Origin of the sequence: Salmonella sp. 32010601201800023SM, from assembly GCF_017572235.1 — a bacterium.
GTDB lineage: Bacteria > Pseudomonadota > Gammaproteobacteria > Enterobacterales > Enterobacteriaceae > Salmonella > Salmonella enterica.
In genome coordinates, this window is sequence record NZ_JAGEQS010000001.1 from 775,982 (window position 1) to 793,305 (window position 17,324).

The 17,324-nt window shown below is 51.8% G+C and carries 16 protein-coding genes; 9 read left to right on the forward strand and 7 right to left on the reverse strand.

The window, feature by feature from the left end; all coding sequences use genetic code 11:
• Window positions 1-114: 114 nt before the first annotated feature.
• Complete coding sequence (locus J4617_RS03900) at window positions 115-1,014, reverse strand: LysR family transcriptional regulator (RefSeq protein WP_001019577.1); 900 nt, start codon at window positions 1,012-1,014, stop codon at window positions 115-117.
• A gap of 119 nt (window positions 1,015-1,133) precedes the next feature.
• On the opposite strand from J4617_RS03900, the gene J4617_RS03905 reads away from it, so the two are divergent.
• A complete protein-coding gene (locus tag J4617_RS03905; RefSeq protein WP_000091796.1) occupies window positions 1,134-2,387 on the forward strand; it encodes an MFS transporter in 1,254 nt (417 codons plus the stop codon).
• Window positions 2,388-2,453: 66 nt separating this feature from the next.
• Here J4617_RS03905 and J4617_RS22910 read toward each other — a convergent pair whose 3' ends face one another.
• A complete protein-coding gene (locus J4617_RS22910) occupies window positions 2,454-2,546 on the reverse strand; it encodes a hypothetical protein (protein WP_001068154.1) in 93 nt (30 codons plus the stop codon).
• Window positions 2,547-2,781: 235 nt separating this feature from the next.
• Between J4617_RS22910 and asr the strand changes: the two genes are divergently transcribed.
• Window positions 2,782-3,030 carry an acid resistance repetitive basic protein Asr gene (gene asr / locus J4617_RS03910; protein ID WP_000756314.1) on the forward strand — a complete coding sequence of 83 codons (249 nt, stop codon included), beginning with the start codon at window positions 2,782-2,784 and terminating at the stop codon, window positions 3,028-3,030.
• Window positions 3,031-3,298: 268 nt separating this feature from the next.
• Entirely contained in the window at window positions 3,299-4,120 is an 822-nt protein-coding gene (locus J4617_RS03915) for a serine protease (protein ID WP_000549649.1), read from the forward strand.
• A 39-nt stretch (window positions 4,121-4,159) separates the two neighbouring features.
• Here J4617_RS03915 and mdtI read toward each other — a convergent pair whose 3' ends face one another.
• Window positions 4,160-4,489: a multidrug/spermidine efflux SMR transporter subunit MdtI gene (mdtI, locus tag J4617_RS03920; protein ID WP_001183821.1), complete on the reverse strand. Its 330-nt coding sequence runs from the start codon at window positions 4,487-4,489 to the stop codon at window positions 4,160-4,162.
• On the reverse strand, window positions 4,476-4,838 hold the full coding sequence (mdtJ, locus tag J4617_RS03925) for a multidrug/spermidine efflux SMR transporter subunit MdtJ (RefSeq protein WP_000500278.1): 363 nt from the start codon (window positions 4,836-4,838) through the stop codon (window positions 4,476-4,478). The genes mdtI and mdtJ overlap by 14 nt, the downstream gene beginning before the upstream one ends.
• Window positions 4,839-5,255: 417 nt before the next feature.
• On the opposite strand from mdtJ, the gene J4617_RS03930 reads away from it, so the two are divergent.
• Complete coding sequence (locus J4617_RS03930; protein WP_001118268.1) at window positions 5,256-6,290, forward strand: AI-2E family transporter; 1,035 nt, start codon at window positions 5,256-5,258, stop codon at window positions 6,288-6,290.
• Between the two features lie 174 nt (window positions 6,291-6,464).
• Here J4617_RS03930 and pntB read toward each other — a convergent pair whose 3' ends face one another.
• Together pntB and pntA are read right to left on the reverse strand one after the other, a co-directional pair.
• Entirely contained in the window at window positions 6,465-7,853 is a 1,389-nt protein-coding gene (gene pntB / locus J4617_RS03935; RefSeq protein WP_000014056.1) for a Re/Si-specific NAD(P)(+) transhydrogenase subunit beta, read from the reverse strand.
• Between the two features lie 10 nt (window positions 7,854-7,863).
• The gene (gene pntA, locus J4617_RS03940; protein WP_001219362.1) at window positions 7,864-9,393 is read right to left on the reverse strand and encodes a Re/Si-specific NAD(P)(+) transhydrogenase subunit alpha; all 1,530 of its coding nucleotides are present in this window, start codon (window positions 9,391-9,393) and stop codon (window positions 7,864-7,866) included.
• A gap of 526 nt (window positions 9,394-9,919) precedes the next feature.
• On the opposite strand from pntA, the gene ydgH reads away from it, so the two are divergent.
• Window positions 9,920-10,864, forward strand: a complete 945-nt coding sequence (gene ydgH, locus J4617_RS03945; protein WP_000769294.1) for a DUF1471 family protein YdgH — start codon at window positions 9,920-9,922, stop codon at window positions 10,862-10,864.
• Between the two features lie 298 nt (window positions 10,865-11,162).
• Window positions 11,163-12,545 (forward strand): amino acid permease, encoded by a 1,383-nt coding sequence (locus J4617_RS03950; protein WP_000412353.1) that lies wholly within the window; start codon window positions 11,163-11,165, stop codon window positions 12,543-12,545.
• A 61-nt stretch (window positions 12,546-12,606) separates the two neighbouring features.
• Here J4617_RS03950 and J4617_RS03955 read toward each other — a convergent pair whose 3' ends face one another.
• Window positions 12,607-12,942, reverse strand: a complete 336-nt coding sequence (locus tag J4617_RS03955) for a GlpM family protein (RefSeq protein ID WP_000524877.1) — start codon at window positions 12,940-12,942, stop codon at window positions 12,607-12,609.
• A gap of 126 nt (window positions 12,943-13,068) precedes the next feature.
• Here J4617_RS03955 and rstA point away from each other — a divergent pair, with 126 nt between their 5' ends.
• From rstA to J4617_RS03970, 3 genes are all read left to right on the forward strand, one after another.
• Window positions 13,069-13,800, forward strand: a complete 732-nt coding sequence (gene rstA, locus J4617_RS03960) for a two-component system response regulator RstA (protein WP_001080048.1) — start codon at window positions 13,069-13,071, stop codon at window positions 13,798-13,800.
• Between the two features lie 479 nt (window positions 13,801-14,279).
• Window positions 14,280-15,431 carry a porin OmpS2 gene (ompS2, locus tag J4617_RS03965; RefSeq protein WP_000824321.1) on the forward strand — a complete coding sequence of 384 codons (1,152 nt, stop codon included), beginning with the start codon at window positions 14,280-14,282 and terminating at the stop codon, window positions 15,429-15,431.
• Between the two features lie 152 nt (window positions 15,432-15,583).
• Window positions 15,584-17,290: an amidohydrolase gene (locus tag J4617_RS03970; protein ID WP_072100723.1), complete on the forward strand. Its 1,707-nt coding sequence runs from the start codon at window positions 15,584-15,586 to the stop codon at window positions 17,288-17,290.
• Window positions 17,291-17,324: the final 34 nt, after the last annotated feature.

The window sequence follows — 17,324 nt, forward strand, 5'->3', positions numbered from 1 at the left end:
TATTTTCGCGCTCCGAAATAATCTGTGTGCTATGGTGAAACACTTCAATACTCGCCGTCAACTTTTTGCTTAGCCGTGTGATTAACTGCACATTTTCACCCTTTTTAAGCGTAATTAATCCCGTCGGGCAGCCAGTAATAGCAGTTGGCAAAACCGCTGTACGGCATGACTCTGTTCATGATGCTTCGGCCATACCAGCCACATTTCAGATACGGCGTCCTCTTCCGCCAGGGGAACCCAGCGCATCTCGCTCATCTGTACACGCTTAAAGGATGCCGGCAGAATCGAGACACCCAGTCCCGCCGCCACCAGACCGATAATGGTCATTGCCTCGCCAACCTCCTGCGTGATGGTCGGCGACAGGTTATAGCGCCGCATCAAGCCGAGAATATCGTCGTAGAGGCCCGTCCCGACATGTGGATCGAAAAAGACGAAAGGTTCTTCCGCCAGTTCTGTCAGACTGACGACCGGCTTTTGCGCCAGCCGATGTTCGCGCGGGATCATGGCCATAAGCGGCTCATGCAAAATCACCTCGCGATTAAGTGTGTCGGGCAACGGCGTATTCCGCAGTAAGCCAATATCCAGTACGCCTTCGTTGAGCGGCGCGATTTGCTCACGCGTATTCATTTCACGCGTTTGCATATGCACCCCCGGATAGGACTGGCGGAACAGCGAAAAGGTATGCGATACCGCCCGAATAAAAGGCGCTGAAGACGTAAAGCCAATACGGATTTCACCCGCTTCGCCCTGATGCAACCGCTCGGCGCGAGCGGCGGCGTCGTTTACCAGACTCAGGATGTGTCGGCTATCCACCAGAAACTGTCGCCCGGCGGCGGTTAACGCTACGCTGCGGTTAGTCCGCGCCAGTAATCGCGCGCCGACCTGCTGCTCCAGAATTTGTATCTGCTGACTCAGCGGCGGCTGCGAGATATTGAGGCGCGCGGCGGCGCGACCAAAATGCAGCTCTTCTGCTACCGCCACAAAGTAACGTAAATGACGTAATTCGATATTCATATTTTTAACGTCTTATTTGAGACAATTAATATATTAGACAGAATATTTTGCTTTTTCTATGCTTTACATGTCGGTTATACCCGTCTCCTGTTGACGGAGATGTAAAGCAAGGATTTAACGTGAGTCGTACAACTATTCTCGATGACGCCACGGCGAGCGATATCGATGAACAACGCCATTCTCAGCCGGTTCAATTTATTAAACGCGGTACAGCGCCTTTCATGCGCGTCACGCTGGCCCTTTTTTCCGCGGGCCTGGCGACTTTCGCGCTCCTTTATTGCGTTCAGCCTATACTACCGGTACTTTCCCAGGAGTTTGGCGTCTCCCCCGCCAGCAGCAGCGTTTCACTTTCTATTTCTACCGCCATGCTGGCTATCGGCTTACTTTTTACCGGCCCGCTTTCTGATGCGATAGGCCGTAAACCGGTGATGGTCACCGCCTTGTTATTAGCCTCCTGCTGCACATTGTTATCAACCATGATGACCAGCTGGCATGGTATTCTGATTATGCGCGCGCTGATCGGTCTGTCGTTAAGCGGCGTCGCCGCGGTGGGAATGACCTACCTGAGCGAAGAAATCCATCCCAGCTTTGTCGCTTTCTCTATGGGGCTTTATATTAGCGGTAATTCCATCGGCGGGATGAGCGGGCGTTTATTAAGCGGCGTCATGACCGACTTTTTTAACTGGCGCATCGCGCTGGCGGCCATCGGATGCTTTGCGCTGGCGTCCGCGCTGATGTTCTGGAAGATTTTACCCGCCTCGCAACATTTCCGTCCCACGTCGCTACGGCCTAAAACGCTATTTATTAATTTTCGTCTCCACTGGCGCGATCGAGGGTTACCTCTGCTGTTTGCGGAAGGCTTTTTACTGATGGGCGCGTTCGTCACCCTGTTTAACTACATTGGCTATCGCCTGATGCTCTCCCCCTGGGAATTAAGCCAGGCCGTGGTCGGACTGTTATCCGTAGCCTATCTCACCGGCACATGGAGTTCGCCGAAAGCTGGCGCAATGACCTCACGCTATGGCCGGGGGCCAGTGATGCTGTTCTCTACCGCAGTAATGCTGGGTGGGCTTTTACTGACGCTTTTTACCTCGCTTTGGCTGATTTTTGCCGGGATGCTGCTTTTTTCCGCCGGCTTTTTCGCCGCGCACTCCGTGGCCAGTAGTTGGATTGGCCCGCGTGCGCGCCGGGCGAAGGGACAGGCCTCGTCACTTTATCTTTTCAGCTATTATCTGGGGTCCAGTATCGCCGGGACGCTAGGCGGCGTATTCTGGCATAGTTACGGCTGGAACGGCGTAGGTGGTTTTATCGCGCTAATGCTGGTGCTGGCCATCCTGGTCGGGACGCGGTTACATCATCGTCTTCACGCCTGAAAAGAAATAATCCGGCGATAGCAACGTGCGCTATCGCCGGGCTGGTTTCACGCCACGACTCACTGTTCACCATAGACCTGTCAGGCTTGATACGCCCATAACTTCTCTAATTGCATCCAGCGCCAGAAGCGTAAATACCACCCAGATTATCGGATTCATATACGGTGTGCTTGTTATTCTGGAGGGCGGATATTACCGACTCTGCGGCCAAAAATAACGGCCGGTAACGTAAAGCTACCTATTATGGTGGGAGCTTACATCGCGTTACCGGGGGATTGTACATAACGTTACATGCCGAAACCAATCACTCACGGAAGCCTTTTGATAACAGCGATATAGTCATTTCACCGGCCCCGCAGTGGGGTTGAATGAAAACCAAATCGAGGGTATCAAAATGAAAAAAGTATTAGCTCTGGTTGTTGCCGCTGCAATGGGTCTCTCTTCCGCAGCATTCGCGGCTGAGACTGCAACGCCTGCGAAAACCGCAGCGCCTGCCAAAACAACCCAGACCACCCAGCACCACAAAAAACAGCATAAAAAAACCGTTGAGCAAAAAGCGCAGGCGGCTAAAAAGCACCAGAAAAAAGGTGGTAAAGCGCCAGCCAAAACCACGTCAAAACCAACTACTCAACCGGCTGCGTAAGTCGTAACATGCTGCGGCGCGCCCCCGCGCCCGTTTTTACGGCGCTAAATTGTTCTGGTTTAGCGCCGCCTTCCGGGAGGGCAAAAAAGTGTCTCGCTACCGCTTTGAGCTCATTCTTATCGTGCTTATTTTATGCGCCGTTATTGCCACGCATTTCTATCTTTCCTGAGTGTAGTTATCTGATTTTACTCCCACTTTCTTACCGTCACGTCTATAGTAGTACTGAGGGTTTGTTGTTAATAATCATAATTACCCACCAGAGTGTGATATGCATAAAACCATTGCTGTATTACTGGGCATAGTGTGTTTTTTACCGGTTATGGCGAAAGCCAGGGGGGCTGAAACAGACGCCACGGATGCCAGCGACGTCAAAACGCTTTTTTTTAACCATGATGATCGGGTGCCCGTCGCCGATCCTACCCAATCGCCGTGGGATGCCATCGGGCAACTAGAGACCGCCAGCGGTAATTTGTGTACGGCAACGCTTATCTCCCCGCATATCGCCCTGACAGCAGGTCACTGCCTGCTAACGCCACCGAAAGGAAAACCAGACAAGGCGGTTGCGCTGCGTTTTGTGGCGCGAAAAGGAGTATGGCGCTATGAAATCCACGGCATTGAAGGCCGCGTTGAACCGTCGCTGGGCCGACGCCTGAAAGCGGATGGCGATGGCTGGATTGTGCCGCCTGCCGCGGCAAGCTGGGATTTTGGTCTGGTAATATTGCGCTACCCACCTTCCGGTATCACGCCAGTGCCTTTATTTACCGGCGATAAAGCGGCGCTCACTGCGGCGTTGAAAGCCGCAGACCGAAAAGTCACGCAGTCCGGTTATCCGGAAGATCATCTGAATGCGCTCTATTCCCATCAGGATTGCGTCGTGACCGGCTGGGCGCAGAATGCCGTACTCTCACACCAGTGCGACACGTTACCTGGCGACAGCGGCTCGCCGCTCTTATTGCACACGGATAGCGGATGGCAGCTTATTGGCGTACAAAGCTCCGCCCCTGCGGCTAAAGATCGCTGGCGCGCCGATAACCGCGCTATATCCGTCACCGGCTTTCGCGATAAGCTGAAAGCTCTGGCGCAGGATTAATGCGGGAATCGCTGCCTGAACCGACAGGCAGCGATCGTCTCAGGCAAATTTGATCATGACCATTCCGGCGAGCAGCAATATCACGCCAACCCAGCCTTTGGGGTTTAAGCGCTGGCCGAAGAGCACCCAGCCCGCCGCCAGCGTGGCGGCAATACCAAAACCGCCCCATAACGCATACGCCACCGACAGGTCTATCCCTTTTACCGCCTGGGAAAGCGCGCTGAAGGCGGCCAGAACAGCGGCAAGCGATAAGATGCCATAGCATTTACGGCGAAAGCCGTCCGAAAATTTCAACAGTACGTTAGCCGCGATTTCCAGCATTATTGCCAGCCCAAGCCAGGCGCCGTGTATCCATTCAAATTGTTGCACGAGTCGCCTCCTTCACCGGTTTGCCGGGTTTACGCGTCCCTGATTTGATCAATACTATGCCGGCGACCAGCGTCAGCAAGCCGGCAATCTTCATGGTTGATAATGCTTCATCAAATAGCAGCACGCTAAAAATGGTAATAAATAAAATGCCGATCCCTTCCCATAAGGCATACGCTACACCCAGGGCAATCTTTTTTACCGCAAAAGAAAGAAATATATATGACAGCGTGATCATCACCAGCATTAAAATAAAACCCGCATTGCCATTACCCACGCTAGCCCATTTCATTGAGAGCGTGCCGGTAATTTCAGTCGCGATAGCCAGAGCTAATAAAATCCAGTAAAACATGACACTTCTCCTGCATGAGAATATACTCTTTCGAGTCTGCTGCACGCAGCAAACTAAAAAATAAAATCAGTTAGCACAGCGCATTGCGCCAGCTCAGGCAGAAGTGAGAGACTAAAGTGCGTTACGCCAGTGCTGCTCGCCGATAAGCAGGAAAAAGGAGGTAGAGTGAAGATGCGTTTGCGTGGAGAAAAAAGCGCTGAACATATTGTCCATAATATTACAATTATCCGCAGTGTTGCTTCTCGTCATCGCGGATGATAATTGTCCTCGGTAGTTGAACACGCCTGATTTGTATCATAAGCCAGGAATTAACTCAAAATATTTTCACTTCTTTACCTGAAGTGTTTGATTTTAACCAGAACAGGTCGACCGACATCACATTATTATTCGTGTCGGCATCAGAAAACAGGGACTGATATGGCAAAACCGATCATCACGCTCAATGGTCTAAAAATCGTCATTATGCTGGGAATGCTGGTAGTTATTCTGAGCGGTATCCGCTTCGCCGCAGATATCATTGTTCCCTTTATTTTGGCGTTATTTATTGCAGTCGTTCTCAATCCCGTTGTGCAACGGATGACCCGATGCCGAATTCCGCGCGTTATCGCCGTATCATTGCTCATTGTGATTATTGTTATGTTAATGGTACTACTACTGGCCTATTTGGGGACATCATTAAATGAACTGGCTCGTACCCTACCGCAATATCGCTCCTCATTGGTGATACCGTTGCAACGTATTGAACCGTGGTTACAGCGAGCAGGCATTGGCGTGTCGGTTGATGAGCTGGCGAAATATATCGATCCAAACGCCGCCATGACTCTGGTAACGAACCTGCTCACCCAGTTGTCCAATGCCATGTCGTCCATCTTTTTATTGTTATTGACCGTGGTATTTATGCTGCTGGAGGTTCCACAATTGCCTGAAAAACTGCAGCAGATGATGAGCCGTCCGGTGGAAGGCATGGCGGCAATTCAACGCGCGCTTGATAGCGTTTCCCATTATCTGGTGTTAAAAACAGCGATCAGTATCGTGACGGGGCTGGTCGCATGGGGAATGCTGGCCGCGCTGGATGTCCGCTTCGCCTTTGTCTGGGGTCTACTGGCCTTCGCGCTGAACTATATTCCTAATATTGGATCGGTGCTCGCTGCCCTGCCACCCATTATTCAGGTGCTGGTATTTAACGGGTTTTATGATGCGCTGCTGGTGCTGGCAGGCTATCTGCTGATTAATCTGGTCTTCGGCAATATCCTTGAGCCACGAATCATGGGACGTGGTTTAGGCCTTTCAACCTTAGTGGTATTTTTGTCGTTAATTTTCTGGGGCTGGTTATTAGGTCCGGTGGGCATGTTGCTCTCCGTTCCGTTAACCATCATTGTCAAAATCGCCCTCGAACAGACCACCGGCGGGCAGAGTATCGCCGTTCTGCTTAGCGATTTAAACAAAAGATAAAATGCAATACATACACAAAATCATTCAAGATGCCTCGCGGCGGCAAGGGAAGAAATCCCCGGGAGCATAGATAACGATGTGACCGGGTTTTCTGAGCGCAGCCAACAAAGAGGCAGCGTAAAGGATGAAGTGTATAAAAACGGCCTCAGAAGAGGCCGCCGCACGTTTAAAAGATTAAAGCGCTTTCAGAATCGCATCCACGCTGGCTTTGGCATCGCCGAACAGCATTTGCGTATTCTCTTTAAAGAACAGCGGGTTCTGCACGCCAGCATAACCGGTATTCATTGAGCGCTTAAAGACCACGACATTCTGTGCTTTCCACACTTCGAGAACCGGCATACCGGCGATCGGGCTGCGGGGATCGTCTTGCGCCGCCGGGTTCACCGTATCGTTCGCGCCAATCACCAGCACGGTATCGGTATCGGCGAAATCATCATTGATTTCGTCCATTTCCAGCACGATGTCATAAGGCACTTTCGCCTCCGCCAACAGCACGTTCATATGCCCCGGCAGGCGACCCGCCACCGGATGAATGCCGAAACGCACGTTGATCCCGCGCGCGCGCAGTTTTTCGGTGATTTCCGCCACCGGATACTGCGCCTGCGCTACCGCCATCCCATACCCCGGCGTAATAATGACGGAGTGGGAGTTTTTCAGCATCTCAGCGGTCTCTTCCGCCGTGATTTCGCGATGTTCGCCAGCTTCCTGATCGTCGCCCGTTGAGGAGCCGTCAGTACCGAACCCACCAGCAATAACGCTGATGAAAGAGCGGTTCATCGCTTTACACATAATGTAAGACAGGATCGCGCCTGACGAACCGACCAGCGCGCCGGTCACAATCAGCAAATCGTTGCTCAACATGAAGCCAGCCGCCGCGGCAGCCCAACCGGAATAGGAGTTCAGCATTGAAACAACCACCGGCATGTCCGCCCCGCCGATAGAAGCGACCAGATGCCAACCAAACGCCAGCGCGATAATGGTCATCAGCAGTAGCGCCAGAACCTGTAGACCCACGCTTTCGGTACGAACAAAAACCAGCAGCAACAGGAAAGAAACAACCAGCGCCGCCAGGTTCATTTTGTGACGGTTAGGCAACATCAACGGCTTAGAAGAGATTTTGCCGCGCAGTTTACCAAACGCTACGATCGATCCAGTGAAAGTGACTGCGCCAATAAAGATACCGAGGAAGACTTCGGTCAGATGAATATTCACCAGCACCGGCGCCAGACTGGCGTCATGGTACAGATAGCTGTTAAAACCAACCAGTACCGCCGCCAGGCCCACGAAACTGTGCAGAATCGCGACCAGCTCCGGCATCTCGGTCATCTCAACTTTTTTCGCCATGCGGATGCCAATCGCGCCGCCAATAATCATGGCGACCAGAATCCATGCTACGTTGCCGGTATCCGGCCCGAAAATGGTCGCCAGCAACGCGATCGCCATCCCGGCAATACCGAAGTTATTCCCCTGGCGGGACGTTTCATGCTTTGAAAGCCCGGCAAGACTGAAAATAAACAGGATCGCGGCAACAATGTATGCAGCTGTAACTAATCCTCCAGACATGTGTTACCCCTTAGTTTTTCCGGAACATTTTCAGCATACGCTGAGTCACGGTGAAGCCACCGAAAATATTAATGCTGGCGATAAGCACCGCGATAAAGCTCAGGAAGCTGACCCAGCCGCCCTGACCAATTTGCAATAATGCCCCGACAACAATAATCCCTGAAATTGCGTTGGTCACCGACATTAATGGCGTATGAAGCGCATGAGACACGTTCCACACCACGTAATAACCAACCACGCAGGCGAGCGCAAACACGGTAAAATGGCCGAGGAACTCTTTTGGCGCGACATCGGCCAGCCAGCCAAAAAGAATGATCGCCAGCGCCATTAACGCATACTTCCGCCAGGGTGAAGTGGGCTTTTCCGGTTCTTTTGGCGCAGGTGCTGCTTTAGGCGCGGCCTGTGGCTGCGCGGAAACCTGGATTGGCGGCGCAGGCCAGGTAATGTCGCCGTCGCGAATCACCGTCACGCCACGGATCACGACATCGTCAAAATCCACGTCAATATTGCCGTCTTTCTCTTTGCACAGCAGCTTCAGCAGATTAACCAGGTTGGTGCCATAAAGTTGGGATGACTGCGTCGGCAAACGCCCCGGTAGATCGGTGTAGCCAATTACTTTCACGCCATTGTCCGTCGTCACAACCTGATTGGCGACGGTATATTCGCAGTTACCGCCATTCTGCGCGGCCAGGTCGACAATCACGCTGCCGGCCTTCATAGAATCGACCATATCGCGGGTAATCAGCTTCGGCGCTGGTTTGCCCGGAATCAACGCGGTGGTAACGATGATATCGACCTCTTTGGCCTGGGCGGCAAAGAGCGCCATTTCCGCTTTGATAAACGCCTCGGACATCACTTTGGCGTAACCATCGCCGCTACCGGCTTCCTCTTTAAAATCCAGTTCGAGGAACTCAGCCCCCATACTCTGGACCTGCTCTTTGACTTCAGGACGAGTGTCAAACGCGCGGACAATCGCCCCCAGGCTGTTTGCCGCGCCGATAGCCGCAAGACCGGCTACGCCCGCGCCAATCACCATCACCTTCGCCGGCGGCACTTTCCCGGCGGCGGTGATTTGCCCGGTAAAGAAGCGCCCAAATTCATGCGCGGCCTCTACAATGGCGCGATAACCCGCGATATTCGCCATTGAGCTTAACGCGTCGAGCGACTGCGCGCGGGAAATACGCGGCACGGAGTCCATCGCCATCACCGTAACCTTACGTTCGGCAAGTTTCTCCATTAACCCAGGATTTTGCGCAGGCCAGATAAAACTGACCAGCGTAGTCCCGGGGTTCAGTAAAGCGATTTCCTCTTCTTCAGGCGCATTAACCTTGAGAATAATTTCCGACTGCCAGATAGCATTGCCGTCTACAATATCCGCGCCAGCCTGCGCAAACGCTTTGTCGTCAAAACTTGCCAGTTGACCCGCCCCGCTTTCGATAGCGACGCTAAACCCCAGCTTCAGTAGCTGCTCTACCGTTTTCGGCGTCGCAGCGACACGGGTTTCATTGGGTAACCGCTCTTTTGGTATGCCAATTCGCATAAATGTTCCCTTCCATCGATATTTTTGATGATGGTTTGTCAGTAAGCGCGAGAAGCGTACGCCTGCCCGCGTTTGAGGTAAATGTTACCCCAGCAGAATAAAACCGTTACAAACTCTCTATAACCTACTGAAAATAACGCCTGTGATCTAGCGCCAAAAAACAGAATTTTTTATCAAATTTGCAAAACATGAACGATTCAGCCGCTAAGCAGCCATAATGCCTTGAAAATGGCCTGCGAGGGCTGATAATTCGCTCAAATTTGACAGCAAAACATCATTAAACCTCTGCCGGGATCAAGAAATTAACATTAAATTAACTTATTAAATTTATGCGCTTCATTAGCTTAGCCGCCCGGACGCCGTTTTTTTCGACATATCGGCAAATGTTATCATCAAAGATAGGATACATGACACGATGCGTGAAAAATCCCGCAGACATCCATATGGTTTAAATGCAATAATCAGCCACGTTTCTAGTCAATAACAATACCAGTACCTGGTTTGCGCAAGGCGAAGGATTATTTTTATGAAGCTTAAGAACACTCTCCTGGCGTCGGCTCTGCTTTCTGCGGCTGCTTTTTCTGTCCATGCAGCAACAGAACTGACGCCGGAGCAAGCGGCTGCACTAAAACCTTATGACCGCATCGTTATTACCGGTCGTTTTAATGCTATTGGCGATGCGGTCTCCGCCGTGTCCCGCCGCGCAGATAAAGAAGGCGCAGCCTCCTTCTATGTTGTCGACACCTCGGAGTTCGGCAACAGTGGTAACTGGCGTGTTGTGGCGGACGTGTATAAAGCCGACGCGCCGAAAGCCGACGCGCCCAAAAATCGTGTCATTAATGGCATCGTGGAATTACCGAAAGACCAGGCCGTACAATTAGAACCGTATGACACCGTCACCGTTCAGGGCTTCTACCGTAGCCAGCCGGAAGTTAACGATGCCATTACGAAAGCGGCGAAACAAAAAGGCGCATACGCTTTCTATATTGTTCGTCAGATAGATGCGAATCAGGGCGGAAACCAGCGCATCACTGCATTTATCTATAAACAAGATGCGAAAAAACGCATCGTCCAGAGCCCGGACGCTATTCCGGCAGACTCTGAAGCTGGCCGCGCCGCGCTGGCTCAGGGCGGCGAAGCTGCGAAGAAAGTCGAAATTCCAGGCGTCGCCACGTCAGCCTCGCCGAGCGCCGAAGTAGGCCGTTTCTTCGAAACGCAATCCTCCAAAGGCGGGCGTTACACTGTCACACTACCGGATGGCACAAAAGTTGAGGAGCTGAATAAAGCGACGGCTGCGATGATGGTGCCTTTCGACAGCGTTAAGTTCACCGGCAACTACGGCAATATGACAGAAATCTCCTATCAGGTCGCCAAACGCGCGGCGAAGAAAGGCGCTAAGTATTATCATATTACGCGTCAGTGGCAGGAGCGCGGCAATAACATCACCATCAGCGCCGACCTCTATAAATAAGGCGCGCGTCGCCATCAGGCTTTCTCGCCGGATGGCGGCATACCTGCCTTATCAGGCCTACACGATCGTTCAACGGCAGGCCTGATAAGCCGCCATCCGGCACTTTCTCGCGGGATGCCAGTTCCGTCAAATATCGCGATGAATCTCACTTTTCGCTTTTTTGGCGATAAATCTTATCCAGGCCGTTGCATGCGGTCCCTTCTCTCCGTAAAATCCCGCGCCTTAGTGGCTTTCACCATTTTTATGCGTTTTGCCATAATAATTATTCTTCCAATTTCATTTTTATAGCTGGATACCAATGGAAAAAAAACTGGGACTGAGCGCGCTGACCGCGCTGGTTTTAAGCTCAATGCTTGGCGCAGGTGTTTTCAGCCTGCCCCAGAATATGGCCGCCGTTGCCAGTCCGGCTGCGTTGTTAATTGGCTGGGCCATTACCGGCGTGGGGATACTCTTACTGGCATTCGCCATGTTAATCCTTACGCGCATTCGCTCCGAGCTTGACGGCGGTATCTTTACTTACGCCCGCGAAGGCTTCGGCGAACTGATTGGCTTTTGTTCTGCCTGGGGCTATTGGCTGTGCGCGGTCATCGCCAACGTATCCTATTTGGTTATCGTTTTTTCAGCGCTGAGTTTCTTTACCGATACGCCTGCCCTGCGTCTGTTTGGCGACGGTAATACCTGGCAGGCTATTGTCGGCGCTTCAGTCCTGCTCTGGATTGTCCATTTCCTCATCCTGCGCGGCGTACAAACGGCAGCCAGCATCAATCTGGTTGCGACTCTGGCGAAACTGTTGCCGCTCGGCGCGTTTATTGTGCTGGCTATCATGATGTTCAAACTGGATACCTTCACACTGGACTTCACCGGTGTTGAACTCGGTATTCCCGTATGGGAACAGGTCAAGAACACCATGCTTATTACGCTGTGGGTGTTTATTGGCGTTGAAGGCGCCGTCGTCGTCTCGGCCCGAGCGAAAAATAAACGCGATGTAGGCCGCGCCACGCTACTGGCGGTCCTCGCAGCGCTGGGAATATATCTCCTGGTCACGCTGCTTTCTCTTGGCGTTCTTGCGCGTCCGGAACTGGCGGAGATGCGCAACCCGTCGATGGCCGGACTGATGGTAAAAATGATGGGGCCGTGGGGAGAAATTATTATTGCAGCGGGACTGATTGTGTCTGTCTGCGGGGCTTATCTAAGCTGGACTATTATGGCGGCGGAGGTGCCATTTCTGGCGGCAGCCTATAAATCCTTCCCGGGCATCTTCGCGCGACAAAATGCGCAAGGCGCGCCTTCTGCATCGTTATGGCTCACCAATATCTGTGTGCAAATCTGTCTGGTGCTGATCTGGCTGACCGGTTCGGACTACAACACGCTATTGACGATTGCGTCAGAAATGATTCTGGTGCCCTACTTTCTGGTCGGCGCATTTCTGCTGAAGATTGCAACACGTCCCCTCCATCGGGCGGTCGGTATCGGAGCCTGTATTTATGGCTTATGGTTGTTATACGCATCGGGTCCCATGCACCTGCTGCTGTCCGTCGTGCTGTACGCGCCTGGATTACTGGTTTTCCTGTATGCGCGTCGGACGCACAAGCATGACAACGTGTTAAATCGTCAGGAAGTCGTGCTGATTGGTTTATTGCTGGTCGCGGCGGTTCCGGCTACGTGGATGCTGGTGGGTTAACAACCTCCCCATCGTAATATCCGTCTGTATTACGATGGGGAAACCACGGTCTTTGCCAATATTAATGCCATTTAATCCAGCAAAAAATCAGCAGCCACGCGCTTAGCCCCCAGCAGACCACCGCACCGCCAAGCGCGACGGGCAGGCGCATCACACCGCTGAAATACCATAGCGTTGCAAGATAAATGAAATAAGGAATGATCGACCACATGCTAAAGACGATGGTGGTACGCATCGCGTCGATGCCCCGCTCGCTGGCCACGATATAGTGCGCGATAAGCGCAAACGTTGGAAACAGAGGAATTAATCCGGCGATATAATAATTTTTCGTTTTTGACAGCAGACCAATCAATACGACGACCAGCGCCCCCAGGGCAGCTTTAATCACGAGTCCCATTACCTTGCCTTAACACGCTAATAACAACAGCGTGTAGCATAACGGAACCGCTCTCGTTTAGAAAAGATTTATGGAAGGGAAAACAGAGGCGGTGTATGTTGGCGTTTTCTATTCTCCATTTATAATATGAACCGCATTGTATTTGTTGAAGACGACGCTGAAGTGGGTTCTCTCATTGCCGCTTATCTGGCGAAACATGATATTGATGTCATTGTTGAGCCGCGTGGTGACCGGGCGGAGGATCTTATCCTCACCACTCAGCCCGATCTGGTTTTACTGGATATTATGCTTCCAGGTAAAGATGGCATGACGATATGCCGCGATCTGCGCCACCGCTGGCAAGGCCCGATTGTCCTGCTCACCTCGCTGGACAGTGATATGAATCATATTCTGGCGCTGGAGATGGGCGCCTGCGACTACATCCTCAAAACCACGCCTCCGGCCGTTTTGCTGGCGCGTCTGCGCTTACACCTGCGGCAAAGCGAACAAACGCAACAGGCAAAAAGTCTTCAGGAGAGCGCGCTTACGCCGCATAAAGCGCTGCGTTTTGGCGCGTTAACCATCGATCCCCTTAACCGGGCGGTCCAGCTCAACGGCGATTTCATATCGCTCTCCACCGCCGATTTTGAATTGCTCTGGGAACTGGCGACACACGCCGGACAAATTATGGATCGCGACGCGTTGCTAAAAACGCTGCGCGGCGTCAATTATGATGGTCTGGATCGCAGCGTGGATGTGGCGATTTCCCGCCTGCGTAAGAAACTGCTGGATAGCGCTGCTGAGCCCTATCGTATAAAGACCATTCGCAATAAAGGCTATCTTTTTGCCCCTCATGCCTGGGACGAAACGACGGGATAAGTTAGCCGACAGATTTTACCTGCCTTTATCAAGTCATAGTGGCGATGCTCATCACCGCCACTGTTCAAAAAACAGACATTGTATACATGGATGCTATTTTTATTAGTCGAAACGGCCCCTTTATTACCGTTTTCTCTGCGTTGCGGTTCTTCATTACGTCTTCTTCGCCAAAAAAAATTAAATTAAAAAAACTCGAAGCCAGTTCACAAAATTGATAACAGAATGTCTGCCCGCCGCTATATTGCCATCTTTTTTCGCAAATTGTGAAATAAAACAAATCACAACCATGAATATATAATAACAAATATATTCACCATAAATATATGCGTTTCCGATAGTAACTTTTGTATTAATTAATAACATATAAGAAAAGTTAGCATTTGCTGAAATAATATTATTCAGATTAGGATGCCTTTGATTCAACGAATCTGTAGAAGTTCAATCTTTTGCAAATAAGTTAAGTTTTTAAGGATAAAAAAATGAAAAGAAAAGTATTGGCACTTGTCATCCCGGCTCTGCTGGCTGCTGGCGCAGCACACGCCGCTGAAATTTATAACAAAGACGGCAACAAACTGGACCTTTACGGGAAAGTAGACGGCCTGCACTATTTCTCTGATGACTCTTCTAAAGATGGCGATCAGACCTATATGCGTGTCGGCTTTAAAGGCGAAACGCAGATTAACGACCAACTGACCGGTTACGGCCAGTGGGAATATAACGTTCAGGCTAACACTACCGAAGGCGAAGGTGCTAATTCCTGGACTCGTCTGGCATTCGCCGGCCTGAAATTCGGCGACTACGGCTCATTCGACTATGGTCGTAACTACGGCGTCCTGTACGACGTGGAAGGCTGGACCGATATGCTGCCTGAGTTCGGCGGCGACTCCTATACTTACGCTGACAACTACATGACCGGTCGTGCTAACGGCGTGGCCACCTACCGTAACACTGATTTCTTCGGTCTGGTAGACGGTCTGAACTTCGCGTTGCAATATCAGGGTAAAAATGAAAGCCAAAGCGCTGACGATGTAAATATCGGTACCAATAACCGTAATAATGGCGACGATATTCGTTACGATAACGGTGATGGCTTCGGTATTTCTACTACCTATGATATTGGCATGGGCTTCAGCGCAGGCGCTGCGTATACCACTTCCGATCGTACTAATGAGCAAGTCAATGCTGGCGGCACGATTGCTGGCGGCGACAAAGCGGATGCATGGACAGCTGGCTTGAAATATGATGCCAACAACATCTATTTAGCGACTATGTATTCTGAAACCCGTAATATGACGCCTTATGGTAAAACGGACAAGGGTTATGATGGCGGCGTAGCAAACAAAACGCAAAACTTCGAAGTTACAGCCCAATATCAATTTGATTTCGGTCTGCGCCCGGCGGTTTCTTTCCTGATGTCTAAAGGTAAAGATCTGACCTATAACAACGTTAATGGCGATGATAAAGACCTGGTTAAATATGCTGATGTAGGTGCTACCTACTATTTCAACAAAAACTTCTCCACCTATGTTGATTATAAAATCAACCTGCTGGATGACGACGACCCGTTCTATAAAGATGCCGGTATCAGCACTGATGATATCGTCGCGCTGGGTATGGTTTACCAGTTCTAATTATTCATTAATTCTTCTCAAGCCCGCCGTTTCGGCGGGCTTTTCTTTTTTCATTACCACCGTTCTAAAAACAGAACGCACTGTTCCCTGGGCACAGATTGAACAATTCTTGTTCGCTCTCTATGGTTTGCTTATCGCCCGACAAAAGGAACATGCTAATGATCAGTCTCGTCCCACCTCTGCTTTCCAGAACCGCGCTTCTCTTTCTGCTCACGGCCACAGGCGCAGCCACCGCCGCCCGCCCGGCAGCGGATATTATTTTGCATAACGGTAATATCATCACTCTGAATGATGCCCAGCCGCAGGCCAGCGCGCTGGCGATTTCCGGCTCGCGGATTATGGCGATTGGCGATGATACGGCGACAAATGAATGGCGCGGCGACCATACCCGTACCATCGATTTACAGGGTAAAACCGTGATACCCGGCCTGACCGATACCCACATCCACGCCATTCGCGGCGGACAAACCTGGACATTCGAAACCTACTGGTACGACAGCCCTTCGCTTAAAGACGCGCTGGATAAATTACGCGCCGACGCTAACCGTCGTCCCCACGATCAATGGGTAGCCGTAGTGGGATCGTGGATACCGGCGCAATTTGCAGAAAACCGGGCGCCGACGGTAGCCGAATTGAGCCACGCCCTTCCCGATCATCCGGCTTATATTCAGTATCTTTACGACTATGCGTTAGTGAATCAGCGCGGTATAGACGTACTTGGCCTTAACGACACCCCTCCTCCTGATTTAGCGGGAATCCGCGTAGAGCGCGACGCAAAAGGTAGCGCCACGGGGAAATTATTTGGTGACATCGCCGCGTTCAATCAGCTTTTTGCCAGCATAAGTAGTAACGCCGATCGCGAGGGCGGTCTGCGGCAATTTTTCGCTGATATGAACGCTCGCGGCGTGACCGGCATCATTGACCCCTCTGCCGGGCCTGCCGCCGCTTATGAGCCTTTATTTGCAATGCGAAACCAGGGGGATTTACCGCTGCGCGTGGGGTATCGCATTCCGGTACAGCCGGAAGCGAAAGGTCATGAAGCGCAGTGGTTCAGCAACCTGATGGCCTTTCGCCCGGCGCGTGCCGATGACGGGCAACTGGCTTTTCTTGGACTGGGGGAAAGCCTGGTGGCCGGAATGAATGACGGCGTGCGGATGGCCCCAGGTTTTTCTTCCTCAGAGCAGGACAAAACCGCGCTTCGCCAGGTCGCGACGTTTGCGGCAAAACGGGGAATACCGCTTGAGATCCACGCCTATACCGATGACAGCGCCGACGCGATATTGACGATTTTTGAGCAGGTAGCGCAGCAGTACGATCTGCGCCCTCTCCGCTGGTCTATTGCGCACCTGAATACCGGTTCGCCACAGACGCTTGAGCGAATGCGTAAGCTGGGTCTGGCATACACTGTGCAAATGGGGCCTTACTTTGAGGGGCTTGCCATCCGTGACGCCAATCCACCCGGCGCGACGGACAATTCGCCGCCGGTTCGACTGGCGCTGGATAAAGGGCTTGTCGTAGCTGGCGGTACCGATTCGACGCGTATTGGCATTGCCGGTGTCTGGCACGCTATCGAATATCATATCACCGGTATAGCGTCAGGCGGTTCCGTGCGTAAACCCGCCAGCGAGCGGCTCACGCGTCTGGAAGCGCTAGCGTTATATACACGTCATGCCGCCTGGCTCGCCTTTGCCGAACAACACCGGGGCCAGCTTCGCGTCGGAAAACAGGCCGATCTGGCGGTACTCAATCAGCCATTTATGACGATGCCGGAAGACAGAATTGATACCATTCGCGCTGTTTTGACACTTGTCGATGGGCGCATTGTTCACGAAAGTCCGGACCTTAACGCCGGACAATGAGGTTGTCAGTTGACGCAAAGCCTGCTTTTATAAC